This is a genomic window from Solibacillus sp. R5-41 (genome assembly GCF_002736105.1).
In the GTDB taxonomy this organism is placed as follows: Bacteria; Bacillota; Bacilli; order Bacillales_A; family Planococcaceae; genus Solibacillus.
In genome coordinates, this window is record NZ_CP024123.1 from 2781016 (window position 1) to 2800061 (window position 19046).

Below are 19046 nucleotides of genomic sequence, written 5' to 3' on the forward strand. Positions count from 1 at the left end.
ATCAATCCCTCCATTCCAGTAAAACAGCTTCCCCGCTAAAACCAGGACCTAATGCAACTAATAATCCAAGTGTATTGGCTGCCGTTTCTTTTAACATAAATTGTTCAAGTACATACAGGACCGTTGGCGACGACATATTGCCGTGATACTTTAAAATATCTCGTGAAATGGCAGTGTGAACACTGTCTAATTGCAGTGCCTCCTCATATGCCTGCAACACTTTTTTCCCCCCAGGATGTGCAACAAAATGATCAATTTGCTCTGGCTGAATGTCATAATCACTTAATAATTGATGGATAAATGGACCGAGCCATGTAGCAATAATTACAGGAATGCTTTTAGCAAATACAACATGCAAGCCCCCTTTTTTTACTTGCCAGCCCATCACATCCTCAGAATTTGGCATCCACTTTGATTTCCGACCAATAATATGCGGCACCGGCTTGTCCTGCTCTAGTTCCACTTGATCCCCACATATGAGCACACAGGCTGCGCCGTCCGCGAACAATGACGTTCCGACGATATTGCTTTTTGTATAGTCATCTTTTTGGAAGGTCAAGCTACATAGCTCAATACAAACGACAAGCACTTTCGCTTTCGGATACGCTTTGCAATAGTCATAGGCGCGACTTACACCCGCAGCCCCTCCAGCACATCCTAGCCCCCAGATCGGTAGGCGAACCACTTCATCCGAAAACGGAAGGATGTTCATGACACGCGCATCGATACTTGGTGTAGAAATGCCTGTACTACTTACGAAAATCAGCGCATCAATGTCTTCTGTTGTAATAGCCGTTTGTAAAAAAGAGGGATTCGTTAAACATTTTTGAATCACTTCTACGCTATACGCAACTGCTAGATCAACATAAAGTTCATTGCGTTCTTCAAACGTATGCTCCTCACGATACCATTCAGGTGGAACACAAAAATGACGTGTTTCAATTTCACCGTTTACAAAAACATTTAGCAAACGATCAATTTTAGGCATTTGCTGTTGAAAAAGCTCTTTCGTTAATTGTTGAATATTCGACTGCGCCAACGAAAAAGGCGGTGTATATGTACCGACAGAAGCTATTTTTGGCAAGGTCATGTCTCCTTTTAAAAAATGCATTTCTACCAATATATTAAATGAACGAGAAAAATATAACGTTTTCCTACATGATAATGAGTAAACGGGATGCGTCAATTACACAATTGCCTTTCCATATATTTATATCTCACTAATATCCCCCTAGCTCCCCCGATTACGGAACAGCTAGAGGGACAGTTTAATTTATTGATTCTGCATGTATGGGAAACAAATCTCCATTAATTAAAATTCACTTTGTTATCGGTGACCGTGTGATTTTCCGCATTTGCAATTACAAATATGTGGTCTAAATGGTGTTCCACACATCGTATGCGTTTCACAACATTCATTTACAACAGATTCCGTATGTGGGAAATGATATTGATGATGCATCATATGTCGATTAATAGTAGTCATATGTGAAGGTGAAATGTGTGGTATCACTTCATTTGTCACGATTGTTTGCTCATACTGACGTGTTGGTGATACGCGCGGTGCCTCGAATTGAGTAGGTCCTGTTTGTGTCGGCAACTGTGTTGGCGATTGCGATTGCATCGGCATCTCCATCGGCATACCCATTGTCATATCCATTGGCATTTGCATTGGCATCTGCATTGGCATCTGCATTGGCATCTGCATCGGCATTTGCATCGGCATTTGCATCGGCATTTGCATCGGCATTTGCATTGGCATTTGCATTGGCATTTGCATTGGCATTTGTTGCTGCGGGAAACCTTGAGTAAATTGCTCACTATTCATGTCAAATTGATTGTACCAATTACCATTATTCATCTAACGTCCTCCTTCTTGATGAGTTTTGTATCCTTATTAACATATGAAACGGAAATACAATGAACTATTTGTATGCCTATACGTTTGATGGTACGATTTGAAGGTAGACCATGACGACTAACAATATTAAGAAGAATTGGGTGTGGAAACGAATGAATTTACAAACGGTTATGCAAGAGCTAGAGGCTTTAGGTAAGGAACGATCGAAAAAAATGTATCAATCTAACGGTGCACGTGAGCCACTTTTCGGCACGACGACGGGTTCTATGAAACCAATTGCCAAAATGATTAAAAAAAATCAACCTTTAGCAGAAGAGCTTTACGCTACGGGCAATTATGACGCCATGTATTTTGCCGGAGTTATCGCGGACCCTGCAGTCATGACGAAGGATGATTTCGAGCGCTGGATTGACGGTGCGTATTTTTATATGCTATCTGATTACGTCGTTGCTGTGACATTAGCTGAATCGGTTCTTGCCCAAGAAATCGCGGATACATGGATAGAAAGTGGCGAGGAATTAAAAATGTCTGCGGGCTGGAGTTGCTATTGCTGGCTTTTAGGTAACCGCAAAGACACTGAATTTTCAGAGCAAAAACTCTTAGGCATGCTTGAAACCGTTAAAAATTCGATTCATGATGCGCCGGAACGTACAAAATCTGCGATGAATAATTTCATATACACAACAGGGGTTTCCTTTTTGCCACTACATGAAAAGGCAATGAAAATCGCCCAAGCAGTCGGTACAGTCGAAATCAAAAAGGTTAATAAAAAAAGTAGTTTTGTGAACGCCTATGAAAGCATTCAGAAAGAAGTAGAAAAAGAACGTATTGGTTTCAAACGCAAATATGTAAGATGTTAAGAACACAGAGCATGTTGAATTTATACACATTCAACATGTTTTTTTATGAAGGTTTTTTTAGGATGATTGGAGAATAAATTAATATACGAGGAGGGCTAAAATGGATATCATCAAACTGACTATTATGCCAATTATCGTTGCACTCATAGCAACGGCTATTTTTATGAAAATTTATAAAAATAAAGAAAAGGTAGATCATGGCTTTGCCTTCAATTATTTCAAACTATCCTATAGAAGAAAAATGATTCGAACACTTTACTCTTTCCTCGTTTTAATGGTGGCATTCGTCATTTTATATGCAGCTTCACCTTTAAGATTTCGCTATCTGCTATTCCTACTGCTATTTTCGGTTATCGGATTTATCATTCAGTTTCTCTATAACTATAAAATGTGGAAACAAGAGCAAAACACACCCCCTGTTTAAGGGTAAAACTCTAAAAAGCCTTTATCAATACAATATTTACCGCAACAGAATCAATGACACCGACCCGAACGGACTTTTCCGGATAACCGCCTGATGTTGAATTAAAATAAAGCTTGATTAAATATCTTTCTAAATCCCTTGATATCACAGTATAGAAAAAGCCATCATTTTGAATAAAGATCGATCAAAACGATAGCTTTTCATAATTTTTTATGGACTGTTTTTTATAAATAAGATTATTTATTTTAAAGATCTTTATTTCACTAAAGTACACCAATAGTTTAGGTACAATCCTTCACAAGTTATATTCGATTTCTCATTCGAAAGTGATGACTGTTATACTCTATAAGTTACCTTTAGGAAACATGCTTACCTTTTATAATCAATAAAATATGTATCATATGATTCTTGAAAATTATACCCAAGTTTTTGGGCTAATTTAACAGATTCCTCATTAGCACCATCCCAACTAGGGTACTTTCCTCTATCCAGACAATCCAAAATCAAGGTAGAAGCTATTATTGTTGCTAATCCTTTCCTTCTATGGTTAGGGTGACTGGCCACTTCAATCTCAATCCCATCATCATATATACTAAATGATGTAGCAGCAGAAACAACTTGGCCTTCATTCAAAATAGCAAAACCTACTCCCCTATTGATAAAATCATCAATAGAATCAAACTGACTTACAAAGTCTTCTGAAAGTTCATGGAAAGACGGTTCTGTTGCTATCTTTTTATCTATACGCTTAATTTCATATCCTTCTGGTAATATAGATAGTAGGGTCTGTAAATGTTTTTTATCTAAATGCTCTGGTTTCTTTTTAAATCTGTAACGTTGAAACTTCTCAATAGAACCAACATGAAACGTTTCAATGCGATTTTTCCATTCATCGGAATCAACAATTGCAAGTGCAAAATCCGGTAGATTACAAAGTAATTCTTCAGCTTCCTTCGCCTCGGAATTTCCAGCAAAAAACACAAAGATCCCAACTGTTATTTGTGCAACCGTTGGATTCTCGAGATCATCAACCCAAGCAGATCCCATATGCCCTTGAAGATATGAAAGAATAATAGTACTATCAATTTTTTCAAACATTGAGATTAACTTTTCCCTAACATTTATATCTGCTTCAAAAATCATTCAATTCCTTCTTCCTTGAGTAATATTTTTCCCATCATTATCCATATTACCATATAAACTTAAAAATTAGAATTGCATTAATTGTTAATTTATTTATTTTACAGGCTTTTTGATGAAGTTTTCTGCTACATTAGTTTAATAAGAAATTAAGGCTTTCTGAACAGCTCAATAATCATCAAGTATAGCAAGCGTTAGCCCAATAAAGAAAAAAAGAGTTGCTTATGCAACTCAACGATATTTAATTAACACCACCGTCGTTGAAGAAGAAAAAGTGGCTTATTCAACAATCGCGTCCGATTGATGAATATCTTTTTTATTCTTGTCTTGTAATTTATCTTGCTGCACAGCAAAAAATCTTCGAACTGGGATATTTATATAAAAGAACAACCCCATAATGAGAATCGCGAAAATCCACCCTGCGATTTGTTTATAAATCAACATTCCACCATAACCATCAATTCCATACTTTTTAAGTAGAAATACTGTTAATCCTGCCATAAATAGACCTCTGACAATGAAAACAACCTGAATGAATTGAAACCATATAAAGATTCCTTTTTGAAAAAATAATGTTGTACTGTCCTTTCGTGCATAACCTTGCAAATAAGCAAAATCAACAGCAAAGTATAAAGAAAAAGGACGCTTAAAAATCAAAGCAATAAAGTAAATAACTGTATAAAACAGACCTAAATATACCCCATTCCATATCATTTGCTCTGCTGATCCTGATATCAGATTAATAGCGGTTCCTAGTGCCAATGAGCCTATGATAAATAATCCTGTTATGTTAAATTGCTTATCTAATATAAATCGATAACAGGTATAAACAAATCCCGGAATTGTTGAAATCAGCATTGCTGCATAATCTCCAAAAGGTTCCTTCCCATAATTCCATATAATATAAGGTAATGCTGCATAAAAAATCAAATCCAATAAAATTAACCTTTTGTTTGAACGTTGTCTTTTTACCATATCCCCCTCCATTTATCCCCATACAGCTTCGCACTTATTTATACATATATGCGCTTTAACTATATAATTTTACCCGATTGACGAATAAGCAAAACATTATTCTTATACTAAACTGCACCTTTAGTTTAATAAGAAAAAAGCTGTCTAAGCTGAGCTGCTCAACGCTCTTCAAGTAATGCACCGCGTTTGCTTAATAAACTATTTTATGTTTTAACAGACCTTTTTATAAAATATAAGGGTTGTGTTATCGTTTAATTTCTTGCTTACTCCTGTTTTTCTATAACCCATTTTTTCGTATAAATAACAATTTCGTTCTTCCTCTAAGATTGTAGCTAATTCCCACGTAGTTGCTTGAGGGAACATACCTTCAATTAAATTTATAACCAACTGAGCTATCCCTTTTCCTTGGTGAGTAGGCAAAATAAACATAGGACTGATCCAAAACTGTACGTCTTCTCTCCAAAAAACAAAGATAGCTCCCACAAGCATATTATCCGCTACTATCTTGTAAAAACTACCATTATGTTGATTTATTCTTGATATTACTTTATCAATAGTTTCATTTGCTGGGTTTGTTTTGTAATCCTCATACTTATTCAACAAAGGCATAAAGGCTTTAACCTGAAGATCAAAAATAGCTTGTGCATCGATTTCAATTGCTTTATCCAATCTAAGTTCCATTATTTTCACCTTCTTTATATTTTTAATGAAACAGTAACGTTTTCATTTATACATCCAAGTTATGTAACATTTTCGCAATAACTGAACATTTTTTGATTGCCCATTTGTAATGGTCAACTGTATTCGCTGCAAAATAACTATAAAGGTTACTTGTTTTTGACCATTTATACTGTTTTTTCATGATGATTTCTTCATATGTATGAGATTCAATTAATTGGACAACACGCCTATGACTTAGTGTCACTTTTTTTATTGCATTTGTTAGTGATTCGTCCTGGTAGTTTGTCCAAATTTGATCGTTTAATTTACCTAGCGTACGCCACTTATAACCCGGTGCTGGCATTGCAGGGGTATCGCCATTCATCCCTTCGTTGTACCATCGTTCAAGCATCGCATGCCATTCATATAAATGCATGAGAATGTCACGAAAGTTTTTATCACGATCTGTTATATCAACAGAAAGTTTTCGTTTACGTGTTGGAACACTTTCGATAATTGTAAATAATTGATCAAAGCTTTCCTGGATTGCTATTAAAAAGAGTTCTTTTGAATTAACTGTCGGCATCTCTATTCTCCATTCTCCTATTATCCCTTTGAAAAAAAGTTTGATTTTTTTAGACATCCTTATTTCACTACCCTCCTCTGTTAGTGAAGTTTTTATTTTTCTATGTATACTCTTTCTAGTAATTTAGAAATAATCCCTTTATAAAATAATATTTTTGGAGGTATGTATTTTGTAAATATCAAAAGCATGGGAAACTAATGAATCTAAAAAGAGTATTGAAGGTTTTTCTCGTCTATACCATCGTTTAAAATTTCTTTTTTAGTTATGAGAAAGAGAATCTCTCAGTATAATAGACTAAATTTTATTCAACAAGATTTGAGGTGAGTTCCTATGTTTTCAATACTGCTAGCTATAAGCATTGGAGCCGTTTTTGCTATGCAAACAGCTATCAATGCTCAATTACGAAAAGTTGTGATTTCTCCTTTTTTAGCTTCAATGCTATCATTCGCTGTAGGGTTCATCTTCTTAGCTATCACAATATTAGTTAGTGGTTTACCATTAGGTATTCCATTAGAGTTATTCTCAAGCCAACCTATTTTTATTTGGCTAGGGGGGATTTGTGGTGCAATTGCTATAACCACCAATATACTTTTATTCCCTAAATTAGGAAGTGTACAAACATCTATAATACCAATTTTGGGAATAACCTTGATGAGTATGTTAATAGATAATTATGGTTGGTTTAAATCCATTCCATATTCTTTCGGCTTGAACCGAGTCATTGGGGTTTTACTGGTCATAATAGGTGTTTTTTTTGCTGTGGCTATACCGAGAATGAAAACTAAACAAAATCCTTCCGAAGCAGCTATGAAAAACATGTTAAATCAATGGATTTGGCGTTTAGTAGGCATAATAGCAGGAATGTTACTGGCTATACAAATTGCTATCAATGGTCAGTTAGGGCTAGTTCTGAACTCTCCTTCCCACGCAGCCTTTGTTTCATTTTTTGTAGGTACTATTACGTTAATTATGGTTGTTGGGGCAATGGACCGTTCTTACACAAATATTAAAGAGCCTATTAAGCAGTCAGCTCCTTGGTGGGTATGGACTGGAGGTATACTAGGAGGGTCTTATGTCCTGATAAATGTATATCTTGTTGATCAAATCGGAAATGGACAAACTGTAGTCCTTGCTTTATTTGGTCAAATCACTGGTAGCTTGATAGTAGAGAAATTCGGTTTGTTTAACTCTTTAAAAAAACCAATTAAACTAATACAAATATTCGGTTTAATCGTTATGATAGTTGGTGTCTTTTTAATCCAGATATTCTAAATAACTTCATTATACGTTCTTTTGGGGAAGCACTTAACTTCTTTAAAAAGGTATACTTTTAAAACACTCTAAAAGTATACTTTTAGAGTGTTTGTATAATATCCTAAAATAATTTTAAACGTATACAATCATTTCCCTCTCTTTGTAAATAGTAAACATTCTTCATCTTGATAAAATTAAATCCTCAGGTAATTCTGGAGAAATCCATCCAAAAAGGGAGTCGCTACGTTCCTTCAGGTATTGTGTAGTAATGTTATTTAAAAGAAAATAAAAAACATTTACTGTACCTTCGCCAAGCTCTGTCGTCTCCCACTGTCGTTGAATTTTTCTTTCGATAATTTGGTCTTCAATTTCTGCAATTAATTCATCTACAATTGCTAGCCACAATTCTTCATCATCTATTAAAAGCCAAATTCTAATATGTAAAATAAAGATTGCTTAATAATTCTGTGTTGATATGCCGAATTTCTTCTTATTCCACTATGGTCAATATTTGGAAAAATCCCGAAATATAGTATGTAATTTTTGATATAATTACATATAACAATATATATTAAGGAGTGACTATATGAAAAAATTACTTATAGTAACAAGTTATTTAGGCTTTTTTATATTAGGAGGTTTAACCTTTACTTACCTCTCAACAACGGAAGCAGCAAGCAATATGAAAAAGATTAGCGTATTTCAAGATAAAATCAATTACTATGTAGATAAGGTTGAAAAAAAACCACTCGAGGGTCAATCTGGCTTTATTTATGAAGGTACTACTTATGTTCCAATGCGTTTTATTGCTGAGTCTTTAGGGGAAAAAGTGACATGGGATGGAAAATCAAAATCCGTATATATTGGTAATGTTCCAAAATTCATCTCTTTAAAAGATGTAAAACCTATTGGGAGTGATGAAGACCACTTCTTCCATTACCCAAGCACTATTATTATTAGTACCGGAGAAAAGTTTGAACAATCCTATCAACTTGGTGGATATCATGGTGGGGGGGCTGTACAAGATCATACAGTTGAATACTTAGCTAATGGAAATTACAAAGGATTCGAAACATATTTAGCACCAGTTAAAAAGCTAGTGGCGGGCTCTTTCGGCATAGGTTCTATGAAAATTTACGCAGATAATAAATTGATTTATGATAGTGGATCGATAAAAGAAAAGGTAAAGGTTAATGTTAATTTAGACGGTGCTTCAAAAGTAAAATTTGAAATTGAAGGCAGTGGTTTAGGTATATTAGACCCTAAACTTATTCAATAATTTAACAAAGTAAATATAGAAGAATCTGAAACCTAAAAGAAGTTTTTATAATGGAGTTCCATTATACGATTGAATTTTTTTAAAACAGATTCTTCTTTTCTCGCAAATCAGGTTTTATCGGCTCATTTAATCTAACTTCATTTCAACCCAACAAGACAATGACCTTTTCCGCAACATTTAATGTAGTAATGTACGCTTAAGTCATCAATTGTTCATTTAAGTATATGGCTCTCCTAATGCAAAACGATAAGGATTACAAAAGGAGCCATTTCCTTTTTGTACAGCATTTAACTCTTTCCAGCTACATTTTCAGTTGAAATCGAGGTGTCACCATAGGCAGACATTTAGATAATTCCACAATGTTTTCATTGGATGCAGCAATCCATTTATGTAAATAAAAGAACTGAGTGAGAAATAAAGCTCAGTTCTTTTGCAGAAATCCAGTTTCATAAATGTACGATTATATTATTTCCGTACACCTACAAAATTAAAGGCAGCTTAATGCCATAACGTTGCTATAAATTTGTAAGTCAATATAGTTGCTAGTTTATTAGACATTGAAAATTCACATAGAAATCATAGAGCTAGTCACAGGCTAAATAAGAAAAAACGCCTTCCTTATGAAGACTGTTTCATCCTTACGTGTCCTGTGATGATATCCATTTATTAATCATAAAACCCTAAAATCTTTCATACTTTCTCCAAGAATATAGTGGGAAAACCACATCAAATTCTGCTTCATAATAGCCACATTAATTCCTGGCTGGTCCGAACTATATGCCATTCCTTTAAAAATAACTAATTCTGTATCAACTTCCATATCCCTTAATCCTTGATATAGCTCATATGCATTCGGAGCAGGAATTCTTGCATCCTTTTCACCATGTTGGATTAAAGTGGGCGTACAGGATGATTTAATATATGTCATTGGTGATGTTTTAGTATATATCTCTGGATCATTCCATGGATTATTTCCTAAATACATCTTAATAAAGTAAGGTATATCTGTATTTACATAATGGGTACTCCAATTAGTAATTCCACCTCCAACTGAAATAGCTTTAAACCTACTACTAAATGTAGAACAGAAAGCTGATATATATCCCCCGTTGCTCCACCCCATAACCCCTACTCTATCTTTATCTGCAATCCCATTGTCAACTAGTTTATCCACTCCAGATATAATATCGTCGTAGTCAGCAATTCCCAGTTTTCTATAGTTTGCTTTTAAGAATTCATTACCATAACCAGAACTTCCCCTGTAGTTTGGTTCTAAAATGATAAAGCCTTTTTCGATAAACTGTTCAATAGGATACTTCTCATTAAAACAGTCTGAAAATATTGGAAATGATGCCCAAGCCGGACCACCATGGATCACCACTAATAAGGGATATTTTTTATTTGCGTCAAACTCTACTGGGGTTGATAAAACTCCCTCTATTTCAAGACCATCACTACTTTGCCATGAGATTATTTCCCTGTTACTTTTAAGCTTTCCTTTGAAATAACTATTTTCATTCGTTATTTTTTTATCGTCTAAATAGATTTCAAAGGTTTCATTTGTTATTGCCTTACTATAGGATATATAATTTCCATCCCTTGTTATAGAAGCATCCATTATAAAGCCATCTACTTTTTCGCTTAACATTTCCACAGTGCCATTCTCAGATAACAACCCAATAAGATAATTAGTTTTATTCTGCCATCTAATTAAAATTCCTTTAGCTGTCCACCGTATTGGAATAACCGAACTGTCAAAATCTATTAAAGGTTGAATTAGCTCTCCATTATTAATATCATATATTTCTAGTGTACTGTCTTGAATATGGGTCTTATAATAATCCTTCTCCCTTATGCTTGCTGAATAACATATTTTGCTGCCTTCAGGAGAAAAGCAAACGCTCCCTCCCAACAACTTATCTATATTCATCTTTTGTAGCACTCTAGCTTTAATATCTAGTATGAATAGATCTCCATTAATGTAATCTCCCATATTTGGGCTTGAAGTAGCCATAAATACAGCCTTTTTCCCATCATTTGAAATATCAAATTCATGGATATGAAAATCCTTACCATCAGTTAGTTGATAAACAATGCTTTTTTCGTGTTTGTATTTATCATTTTGTAGCACTTTTTCTATTTCAATGTAATATAAACAACTATTCTGGTATTCCTTACCCACATAATGAAAGTCTCCATATAATTCCTTACGTTTCTTTATCGCCTCAGATTCTTTTGACTGTGCAATATAATAAAGCCCCTTGCCAGTAGGCTCCCATTTGAATTTACTGACCCCTTCTTTTTCATCAGTGATTTGAACTCCACTATTACCATCTATTGACTTAACAAAGATCTGATTTTTCTTATTATCCCCGTCACCAATTGGGCTAAGGTATGCGATATTTCTAGAATCTGGAGACCATAATGGGTACGTACAATCTATATCTCCAGTTGTTAATAGGTAACACTGCCCCTTATCTTTTTCATATATCCATACATGATTCCTATATTTATTGTCTTTCCAGTTAGTTGTCTTCTTGACAAATGCTACGTTTTTGCCATTATCACTTATGTTTGTACCTGATAAGGTTGGTAATGAAATAATCTCATCTATACTTAGATATGTTTTTTCATTCATTTTCATAAATAATCCCCCTCGTAACTAATTTCCGGTAGTAAGACATCATATAAAACAACCTAAACTCTGAATCATAATCTGTTGGGCATAAACGAAAATTCCTAACGCTAGGAACAATTCTTTGAACTCCTCGACTAAATCATAGCAAGTCGTCGGGACGGATGAGACTTGATTCCTGCCAAAACCCGACCTGTTATAAGAAAAGGTTAATGTTTTGGCGATAATTGGTCTTTAACTTATTCCCTTCAATTATAAGCTTCACACTATTAATATTTCTACGATATTTGTAATACTATGTAGTTTTTTATAAATTTTCCATTTTTTATTTTGTAACTTAAACTGAAACCACTCCAATTGAAATCTGTGGAATACCTTTTGATAAGTTGCTTACTTCCTAGTTTTTTGTCGTTTTAAACATTTCACATTGGATCACCGAAATCTACTTGGTGTTTTGTACAAAAAAAGAGCTACTAAAAGTAGCTCGATTGACTTATATTGGTAATTTTCTTTATCCAGCAGGCTGAAAGCTTTCATGACCCGTTAGGTCCTTTGAGTAGTGCATCAACACGATTTCGGCCATTGAGGTGCTCCGGGCGACCGTAGCGCTTGTTCTCCAATACGTGAATACATTGTGAAAGTTGATGCCTACTTTAAGATGCTTATAATATCATTGATGAATTAATTCAATACTCTCTATCCAGTATTGAATAAAAATGTTGATCATGCCATTGGTTATTCCAGAACAGTTCTTCTTGAAATGTTCCCTCTCTTCTCATACCCAGGCTCTCCATTAATTTTATAGATTCAAGATTGTTACAATTACACATTCCAACTACTTTATGAGCTTGTAATTTTTCGAATGCAAACTCTATTAAAAGTTTCGTTGCTTCATACCCAAAACCGTTTCCTTGGTAAATAGGAAGAATTGCAAAACCAAGTTCCCAACTCTTTCTATGCTCTACATAACTCCAAATTTGGGCCAGACCAATTGGTTTAACTTCTCCCGCTATAGTGCTTTTGACAATAAAATCATAACTATACTGAGTATTCATCTTTTGTAGGTACTTTTCTCTAACGACTTTCATATCTGATTCAATATATTCTTCAAATAACCAAATATCTTTATTGCATTCTAGTTCACAAATAAAATCCAAATCATCCGGAGTAACTCTTGAAAGAATTACATTTTTTCCATCAAGCTTCATAATAATCACTTCCTTGCCTTTAAAAATTATCCGTAAATTTCCTGTAAAGTTATATTTATGCACTCCATCTTTAAAAAGTATAAATCACAAGAACCACTTTAACTTCATAAGGAACGATTGATAGTGTCACATTCATCAGAAATCCACCTCTGAAATCTCATTGACTTAAATCTCGTATCTTAAATTAATTTCGTCATAGATTGTCATTTATCCTTTTTGAACAAAACTGCTACGTTAGCACAATAAGAAAAAAAGAATTCTCTATGCAGCTCAATGACCTTCAAGTAAAGCACCCCGTTAGCTTAATAAAACTTAACTTTAATTCTTAATTAAGGAACCTCCAATAGTAAAGTGATGTTCGTCGTCAACAGTATGCATATAACCTTTTAATTGAATATGAGGATTATCTATTCCTAACAAAGATTTATCACCTATACCTTCATATCGCATAAAAACATTTAATGTTATCTTTTCCCCTGGTTGAATATCTAATTTGTTTCCATCAGCTTCAACTTTATACTCATTACCTTTATAAGCGCTTTCACCGTTTTTTATAGGGAAGGAAACAAAAACATTATTTTGCTTTATAACATAATCACTACCATTTGTTAATTTTATGGAATATGATATCCCTTCATCTAGCTTATTCTGTTCAATTAACTCTAGCTTGATTTTATCCATATCATTTACATTGATATTTTTTTCACTAACGCACCCTACTAATAATACTAAGGTTAAAATAAAAGAGGTTAATAATTTTAGATTCAAAGACATCCCTCACTTTCCATTATTACCCATTACCACATTAACATAAAATTCCACTTGTGAGGTGTTATTAATTGAACTCGCCTTGTAGAACTAAACTGCTCTTTCAGTTCAATAAGAAAAAAGAGCTGCATATGCAACTCCATGATCTTCAAGTAAAGCTCACCGTTAGTTCAATAAAAACCGAGACTCTAATTAAACAATCGCGCCGAATCGTTGAAAATGATTAAACAGTTCTGTTCCACTTATTATATGGTAAAGCATTACTGAAAACTGTAGATTCCATAAACCATCTTATAATAATCTTCCTTACTTATACCTACTTAATATTTCTTCTGGAATATGACAATAATCATTTGGACATCTAGCTAACCTATCTTGATGTTCTTCTGCACTTCTCATATAGTTTTTAAGAGGTAATACTTCAACAACTATAAGGTCATAATCGTTTCTCTCAACAAGAAACGCCTTCGCATCTTTTAAGTGTTCAGGCTTTTCACTATATACGCCTGTTCTGTATTTCTCGCCAACATCCTGTCCTTGTTTATTCAAACTGTATGGATCAATGATTTCAAAAAAATATCCCATTAATTCCTTGATTGTTACAACTGTCGGATCAAATCCTGTTTTTACACATTCGGCGTACCCATCATAATCACCCTCAAGTGTATGACTTGTTCCATTAGCTCTTCCTGCTTCTGTAAACTTAACTCCAGGTAAAGTTTTTATAAAAGCTTGTACTCCCCATAAACATCCACCTGCAAAATATACTACTTCCATATTGACTCACCTCTTTGTTTAAAAATAAAAAAATCATTCCAAGTAAATAGGAGGAAAAAGATGTAGTTACTAAGTCTACTACTAATTAAAATAATGACATTTTTATTATTCCACATTATGGCCCGATTGTAGAGCACAAGTCAAACAACGCTCATCAACTAAACTACCACGGTAGTTCAAAAATAAGGCTATGTTATAGAAATAGGGTGATTTGTAACGTTAAAGAATCCGCTATATATGCAAGATTTTATTCAAAATATGATCCAGTGCAATTTCTTTTGAACAGCATTGAAAGCTTTGTTGTATCTAAGTTCAAACGATAGTGTACGATAAGGTGTATATGAATGAAATACAGAAAAACACTTAATACATTGGTATGACAACGTTTTAAGTGTTTTACTTCGTCCCAAAATTTTGATTTGGGAACGTTTTTTAGATTTAGTTTGTATATCTTATAACCCTTTAAATTTAGGCTGTTATAAAATTACATTTTACTAAACAATTGAATAAAAGTGTTCAGTAAGGGGTTTCATTCTGAGGTAAGGAATTAAAAAAGGGTCCCTCCGCTGGAAGTAACTCTAAATATTAAATATAAAGGACTATTTGAACTTTTGAGGTTCCTTAACTTTCATTGAAGCTACTTCTCCGCAATTCGTACAAATAGTCAAGATTAGTGGCGAACTCGAAAAATGGAGCATATCGAGCTTAACGGGTTTTACATTTGACATAGATCCGCCTAATTCACCTTGTGCGAAGGAATCATTACCACAAGCCTTACAAACTAATTTATCATTTTCCACATCATCACCTCGTTATACAATTAATGTAAATCTTCTCATAAACATGACATAGCAAAAGCCCCCGTTAGTTGAATAAGGAACTTCAATATTAGTGGGTAATATTATTTATACTTCTTTGAATATACAAATTCTGTAATCGGAAGAGTTACAAATGTAAGACCGACCACAATAAGTAAAGGAAAGTTCTCAATATCATTTAAATTAGTTACCCCTTCAGAGATAAAAAGAATTAAACCTGACAATATCATCAGCACAAAATAACCTATCTTAGCACTTTGGGTTTCAATATGCTTGTCTAACTCGTCCTTCTCTTTAGCACCTTCGTGATTACCCCATACAAGAGAATTAAAAAAATATGATAAGGCAATAAAACTAAAAAATATAGAATTACCATCTATAGTTCCATATCGTAACCATCTGTAAATCGTAATTCCGGCTAATGTACAAAATAATATAAAGGTTAAAACAACAATAATTTTTTTGGATTTATTCATTCTTTTTACCTCCATTCACCAATGGTATAAATAAACCCTCCATAGTGATTCCTAAATACTTCGTTAAATCAAATGCCAACTGTAAACTTGGGTCATATTTATTGTTCTCAATCGCGTTAATCGTCTGCCTACTTACATTACATAACTCTGCTAATTTACCTTGTGAAAAACTGTTTTTTTCTCTGTATTCCTTAATTCTATTTTCCATTCAATATTCCACCGCCATATTTCCGAGGTGTAAAAAACCTTTTACATCTCGATAGTAAAACAAGCCAAATAAATTGTCGAATGTATTTTACATATCCTTTGGCTTATTCTTTCTTATATACTTGACAGTTCTTTAATTTTTACCAATTCTTCGTCTATTCCACTCATTATATTAAACGCCCCATCGCATAATCGAATGATTTCGAACGCTACTTTTTGCTGCTCCTGTGAGATTCCTGCCGAAACAGCAAGTATTGCTCCCTCAGTCAAAAGCTAGTAGATTCTTATTACACATTACTTAAAAAATTAATTTTAATGTAACTTTTAGGATTTCCCTTTATTTTGGTGAATTAAACGATAAAATTATTTATAGAAATAAATCCTGACAGAACAGAGCATTTAAAGACAGGTATTTAAAGTGAAATAATTTTACTATTTAATTAAGGAGGAAAAAGCATGTCAGCTTGGTTAGAATCGTTACAAAAAGCAATTAACTATATCGAAGAAAATTTATTAAAAGAAATTTCGATAGTGGACATTGCAAATGAAGCAAACTCTTCTGCATTCAATTTTCAACGAACATTTGGATTATTAACAGAGATCTCAGTAGGTGAATATATTCGGCGGAGAAGATTGACTTTGGCAGCAGACGAGTTAAAAAGAACAGACAGTAAGATTATCGACCTTGCATTTAAGTATGGCTATGACACTCCCGAGGCTTTTTCAAAAGCCTTTAGGCGTCAGCATGAGGTTTCACCAAGTGACGCTAGGAAAAATATTGGCAAGATTAAATCATATAACCGCCTCGTAATAGAGGTGAGATTGAGAGGGGCAGAACCAATGAAATATCAAATCGTAGAACGTGAAGGCTTACAAGCAATAGGTGTAAAAAAAGAATTTTTACTTGAGAATAATGGCAATTTAATCGGAATCCCTAAAATGTGGGATGAATTAAATAGTGATGGCACTACTGACAAGCTAGCACAAATTAATAATGGACAAATTAAAGGAGTTCTTGGTATTTGTGTAGCAAAACCTAATGAGAAAATTGACTATTGGGTTGCTACAGACTATGCAGGTGACGTTAAAGATGGATTTGAAGTAATCGAACTTCCAGCTTCTAAATGGGGAGTTTTTGAAGTACATGGTCCAATGCCTGATGCAATGACAAAGGTTTGGAAACAAATTTTTTCTGAATGGTTCCCTGCTAACGGATATCAACATGCAGGAACACCAGAGTTCGAAATGTATACAGAAGATGATCCATTCAGTCCAGATTGCTATTCAGAAATTTGGGTTCCATTAAAATAATTTGAAATAGATGTCCCATTAGTCGATGCCAAAACGACTAGTGGGATTTTTGAATAGAGGCTAGATATCCTTTCCGAGACTAAACGGAGAGTTATCAGAGACCAAACGAGGCAACGAGGCCTCATCTTTGAAATACTTATATTTAAATAGACACGCTGTATCCCATAAAAATAAATGATACGTTGAGAATAAACAGACCTGGATTATTCACCGTTTTCTTTGTGTGAGAGGCTGTTAGCTTCTTTGTCTTTTCACACATTAATGCTTATGACAAAACTTGTAGCGCTGCTGCGTTAGTTTAAGTGTAACATTTCAAAAATGGAGTGCCGAATATCCACCTGATGTTTTGGACGTAAAAATAAACCATCATAATGATCTTGTTTAACTAAAGCCCCCGAGAGTGGAAGAAGAAAACTAAAATATATTTCTAATATCTTCCCAACCATACACAAGTTCGGAAAGTTTTTTCTCTGAAATCTCAACTTCAACAGTATCTATTTTTTTTCCACCAAGTGATTCATAAAATAGACGAGAAATATTATCTTCTAAGACAAGAACAAGCATAGAGTTTAATCCCAATTCTGTAATCTCTTTAATTATCGGTTTAACAAGTGCTTTTCCAATACCATTGCCCTGATACTCTTTTAAAATGTATATTGCATATAACTCCCCTTCGAACCCTTTGTAATTCCCACTTCTTTCTATACCACCAGAAGAAAAACCAACAATTTCCCCTTCCTTGTTTTCTGCTACAAATACTCCGCCATTAGGAATATTGTTTTCCCATAATTGTTCTCTACTTTCGTATGTTAACTTATTTAAATATTGGTCTGAAATTATATTCTTATATGTAGTTTTCCAACAATCAACGTGTACTTTAGCTATTCCCTTTGCATCAGATAAAACTGCTTTTCTAATGTTCATTAATTCCTCTCCCCTCATTGCAATAAATATTACAATATAATATCGATTTCTAATTCAACTAACCTGCTACGTTAGTACAAGAAGAAAATACTCCCCTAAAGGCAGCTCTGTTCTGCTAAGCCACCGTTAGTTGAAGAAGGATTGCACCTATATCTCGGTAAAACGAAAACAAGTTGTTACTAACAAGTTTGATTTTAAGCAGTGAAATCATCAATAACTTCAACCACTTCTATTTTCCCGTCGATTAAGAGTTCAGGAAGCTCGTTTTTCACATTACCCTGCCAATATTGTCTAGCTTGTTCCATTTTCCGAGAGAATGGAACCCCATCTTCTTTTGGTAAAAGGTTTCCATCCCCCTCAAAGGATTTTCCAATAACTCTAAGTTTAACAATTTGCAAAACCTTCCGATTATATGAATCAAATAATTCTTTCCATTTCAATATGTCTTCATAGTTTTTTGTCGCGTATAAACAAGACATTCTAGAAGGGTATTCTGGATATTCTTGTAGTCTGACCATTTCTACTATTACTTCTCTAATAGCTCTTATTGTTTGGTCCGAATACTTAATAACTACATCAGCATTTTCTTTATTCAAATACAAGCCTTCATTTGAATAATGTTCTTGTAAAATTCGAAAAAAATCTTCTCCTTTAGAATTCGATTGTTCTCTTTCAAAAAAGAAGCTAAATAAGGTATTTCTTTGATTCTTATCAAAGCTTATTATTTGACCTATACTCATTTTTTGCCTAGTAACAATGTGATAAACATACAGCTCATTCTCTTTCATTGTTTATCTCCTATCTGTCTTCACCTAAATTAATTCTTACAAAAAAGGGGTACCTTATTGAACTAATCACACCCGTTAGTTTAAGTAGGGAGCCT

General features: G+C 34.0%; 20 protein-coding genes. 5 read left to right on the forward strand and 15 right to left on the reverse strand.

Annotated features, from left to right (window positions below; genetic code table 11):
• Nucleotide 1 precedes the first annotated feature (1 nt).
• Both CSE16_RS13705 and CSE16_RS21930 read right to left on the reverse strand, forming a co-directional pair.
• Nucleotides 2-1084, reverse strand: a complete 1083-nt coding sequence (locus CSE16_RS13705; protein ID WP_172954391.1) for a type III polyketide synthase — start codon at nt 1082-1084, stop codon at nt 2-4.
• A 243-nt stretch (nt 1085-1327) separates the two neighbouring features.
• Complete coding sequence (locus tag CSE16_RS21930) at nt 1328-1861, reverse strand: CotD family spore coat protein (protein WP_253896089.1); 534 nt, start codon at nt 1859-1861, stop codon at nt 1328-1330.
• 152 nt (nt 1862-2013) lie between these two features.
• Here CSE16_RS21930 and CSE16_RS13715 point away from each other — a divergent pair, with 152 nt between their 5' ends.
• Nucleotides 2014-2721 carry a DNA alkylation repair protein gene (locus tag CSE16_RS13715; protein WP_099424422.1) on the forward strand — a complete coding sequence of 236 codons (708 nt, stop codon included), beginning with the start codon at nt 2014-2016 and terminating at the stop codon, nt 2719-2721.
• A gap of 100 nt (nt 2722-2821) precedes the next feature.
• On the forward strand, nt 2822-3145 hold the full coding sequence (locus CSE16_RS13720; protein ID WP_099424423.1) for a hypothetical protein: 324 nt from the start codon (nt 2822-2824) through the stop codon (nt 3143-3145).
• 369 nt (nt 3146-3514) lie between these two features.
• On the opposite strand, the gene CSE16_RS13725 is transcribed toward CSE16_RS13720, so the two are convergent.
• The 4 genes from CSE16_RS13725 to CSE16_RS13740 all read right to left on the reverse strand — a co-directional run bounded on the left by CSE16_RS13725 (nt 3515) and on the right by CSE16_RS13740 (nt 6563).
• Nucleotides 3515-4288, reverse strand: a complete 774-nt coding sequence (locus tag CSE16_RS13725; RefSeq protein ID WP_099424424.1) for a GNAT family N-acetyltransferase — start codon at nt 4286-4288, stop codon at nt 3515-3517.
• A 276-nt stretch (nt 4289-4564) separates the two neighbouring features.
• Entirely contained in the window at nt 4565-5260 is a 696-nt protein-coding gene (locus CSE16_RS13730) for a VC0807 family protein (RefSeq protein WP_099424425.1), read from the reverse strand.
• Nucleotides 5261-5470: 210 nt separating this feature from the next.
• Nucleotides 5471-5941, reverse strand: coding sequence for a GNAT family N-acetyltransferase (locus CSE16_RS13735; RefSeq protein WP_099424426.1), 471 nt, complete (start codon nt 5939-5941; stop codon nt 5471-5473).
• Nucleotides 5942-5987: 46 nt separating this feature from the next.
• Nucleotides 5988-6563, reverse strand: a complete 576-nt coding sequence (locus CSE16_RS13740; RefSeq protein WP_371514487.1) for a ClbS/DfsB family four-helix bundle protein — start codon at nt 6561-6563, stop codon at nt 5988-5990.
• 273 nt (nt 6564-6836) lie between these two features.
• On the opposite strand from CSE16_RS13740, the gene CSE16_RS13745 reads away from it, so the two are divergent.
• Nucleotides 6837-7778, forward strand: a complete 942-nt coding sequence (locus CSE16_RS13745) for a DMT family transporter (protein ID WP_099424427.1) — start codon at nt 6837-6839, stop codon at nt 7776-7778.
• A gap of 162 nt (nt 7779-7940) precedes the next feature.
• Here CSE16_RS13745 and CSE16_RS13750 read toward each other — a convergent pair whose 3' ends face one another.
• Nucleotides 7941-8165, reverse strand: coding sequence for a hypothetical protein (locus CSE16_RS13750; protein WP_099424428.1), 225 nt, complete (start codon nt 8163-8165; stop codon nt 7941-7943).
• A gap of 181 nt (nt 8166-8346) precedes the next feature.
• Here CSE16_RS13750 and CSE16_RS13755 point away from each other — a divergent pair, with 181 nt between their 5' ends.
• Nucleotides 8347-9039, forward strand: a complete 693-nt coding sequence (locus tag CSE16_RS13755) for a stalk domain-containing protein (RefSeq protein WP_099424429.1) — start codon at nt 8347-8349, stop codon at nt 9037-9039.
• 670 nt (nt 9040-9709) lie between these two features.
• Here the strand turns inward: CSE16_RS13755 and CSE16_RS13760 are convergent.
• The 6 genes from CSE16_RS13760 to CSE16_RS13795 form a co-directional block, all read right to left on the reverse strand.
• Nucleotides 9710-11683 carry a S9 family peptidase gene (locus CSE16_RS13760; protein ID WP_099424430.1) on the reverse strand — a complete coding sequence of 658 codons (1974 nt, stop codon included), beginning with the start codon at nt 11681-11683 and terminating at the stop codon, nt 9710-9712.
• Between the two features lie 677 nt (nt 11684-12360).
• The gene (locus CSE16_RS13770) at nt 12361-12882 is read right to left on the reverse strand and encodes a GNAT family N-acetyltransferase (protein WP_099424431.1); all 522 of its coding nucleotides are present in this window, start codon (nt 12880-12882) and stop codon (nt 12361-12363) included.
• 318 nt (nt 12883-13200) lie between these two features.
• Nucleotides 13201-13650 carry a hypothetical protein gene (locus tag CSE16_RS13775; RefSeq protein WP_099424432.1) on the reverse strand — a complete coding sequence of 150 codons (450 nt, stop codon included), beginning with the start codon at nt 13648-13650 and terminating at the stop codon, nt 13201-13203.
• Between the two features lie 306 nt (nt 13651-13956).
• A complete protein-coding gene (locus CSE16_RS13780) occupies nt 13957-14427 on the reverse strand; it encodes a peptide-methionine (S)-S-oxide reductase (RefSeq protein ID WP_099424433.1) in 471 nt (156 codons plus the stop codon).
• Between the two features lie 901 nt (nt 14428-15328).
• Nucleotides 15329-15721, reverse strand: coding sequence for a DUF2178 domain-containing protein (locus CSE16_RS13790; protein ID WP_099424435.1), 393 nt, complete (start codon nt 15719-15721; stop codon nt 15329-15331).
• Nucleotides 15714-15929, reverse strand: a complete 216-nt coding sequence (locus CSE16_RS13795; protein ID WP_099424436.1) for a helix-turn-helix transcriptional regulator — start codon at nt 15927-15929, stop codon at nt 15714-15716. The genes CSE16_RS13790 and CSE16_RS13795 overlap by 8 nt, the downstream gene beginning before the upstream one ends.
• 455 nt (nt 15930-16384) lie before the next feature.
• Between CSE16_RS13795 and CSE16_RS13800 the strand changes: the two genes are divergently transcribed.
• Nucleotides 16385-17239: an effector binding domain-containing protein gene (locus tag CSE16_RS13800; RefSeq protein WP_099424437.1), complete on the forward strand. Its 855-nt coding sequence runs from the start codon at nt 16385-16387 to the stop codon at nt 17237-17239.
• A gap of 414 nt (nt 17240-17653) precedes the next feature.
• Here the strand turns inward: CSE16_RS13800 and CSE16_RS13805 are convergent, their stop codons facing one another.
• Together CSE16_RS13805 and CSE16_RS13810 are read right to left on the reverse strand one after the other, a co-directional pair.
• Nucleotides 17654-18163, reverse strand: a complete 510-nt coding sequence (locus CSE16_RS13805; protein WP_099424438.1) for a GNAT family N-acetyltransferase — start codon at nt 18161-18163, stop codon at nt 17654-17656.
• 194 nt (nt 18164-18357) lie between these two features.
• Nucleotides 18358-18951: a DUF2441 domain-containing protein gene (locus CSE16_RS13810; RefSeq protein ID WP_099424439.1), complete on the reverse strand. Its 594-nt coding sequence runs from the start codon at nt 18949-18951 to the stop codon at nt 18358-18360.
• Nucleotides 18952-19046 lie beyond the last annotated feature (95 nt).

What these genes read in the sequence shown, in the direction of transcription:
- CSE16_RS13740 (WP_371514487.1), bottom strand. Translation starts at nt 6,563, where the DNA reads ATGTCTAAAAAAATCAAACTTTTTTTCAAAGGGATAATAGGAGAATGG.
- CSE16_RS13760 (WP_099424430.1), bottom strand. Translation starts at nt 11,683, where the DNA reads ATGAAAATGAATGAAAAAACATATCTAAGTATAGATGAGATTATTTCA.
- CSE16_RS13780 (WP_099424433.1), bottom strand. Translation starts at nt 14,427, where the DNA reads ATGGAAGTAGTATATTTTGCAGGTGGATGTTTATGGGGAGTACAAGCT.
- CSE16_RS13720 (WP_099424423.1), top strand. Translation starts at nt 2,822, where the DNA reads ATGGATATCATCAAACTGACTATTATGCCAATTATCGTTGCACTCATA.
- CSE16_RS13810 (WP_099424439.1), bottom strand. Translation starts at nt 18,951, where the DNA reads ATGAAAGAGAATGAGCTGTATGTTTATCACATTGTTACTAGGCAAAAA.
- CSE16_RS13735 (WP_099424426.1), bottom strand. Translation starts at nt 5,941, where the DNA reads ATGGAACTTAGATTGGATAAAGCAATTGAAATCGATGCACAAGCTATT.
- CSE16_RS13805 (WP_099424438.1), bottom strand. Translation starts at nt 18,163, where the DNA reads ATGAACATTAGAAAAGCAGTTTTATCTGATGCAAAGGGAATAGCTAAA.
- CSE16_RS13745 (WP_099424427.1), top strand. Translation starts at nt 6,837, where the DNA reads ATGTTTTCAATACTGCTAGCTATAAGCATTGGAGCCGTTTTTGCTATG.
- CSE16_RS13770 (WP_099424431.1), bottom strand. Translation starts at nt 12,882, where the DNA reads ATGAAGCTTGATGGAAAAAATGTAATTCTTTCAAGAGTTACTCCGGAT.
- CSE16_RS13715 (WP_099424422.1), top strand. Translation starts at nt 2,014, where the DNA reads ATGAATTTACAAACGGTTATGCAAGAGCTAGAGGCTTTAGGTAAGGAA.
- CSE16_RS13800 (WP_099424437.1), top strand. Translation starts at nt 16,385, where the DNA reads ATGTCAGCTTGGTTAGAATCGTTACAAAAAGCAATTAACTATATCGAA.
- CSE16_RS13795 (WP_099424436.1), bottom strand. Translation starts at nt 15,929, where the DNA reads ATGGAAAATAGAATTAAGGAATACAGAGAAAAAAACAGTTTTTCACAA.
- CSE16_RS13730 (WP_099424425.1), bottom strand. Translation starts at nt 5,260, where the DNA reads ATGGTAAAAAGACAACGTTCAAACAAAAGGTTAATTTTATTGGATTTG.
- CSE16_RS13725 (WP_099424424.1), bottom strand. Translation starts at nt 4,288, where the DNA reads ATGATTTTTGAAGCAGATATAAATGTTAGGGAAAAGTTAATCTCAATG.
- CSE16_RS21930 (WP_253896089.1), bottom strand. Translation starts at nt 1,861, where the DNA reads ATGAATAATGGTAATTGGTACAATCAATTTGACATGAATAGTGAGCAA.
- CSE16_RS13790 (WP_099424435.1), bottom strand. Translation starts at nt 15,721, where the DNA reads ATGAATAAATCCAAAAAAATTATTGTTGTTTTAACCTTTATATTATTT.
- CSE16_RS13755 (WP_099424429.1), top strand. Translation starts at nt 8,347, where the DNA reads ATGAAAAAATTACTTATAGTAACAAGTTATTTAGGCTTTTTTATATTA.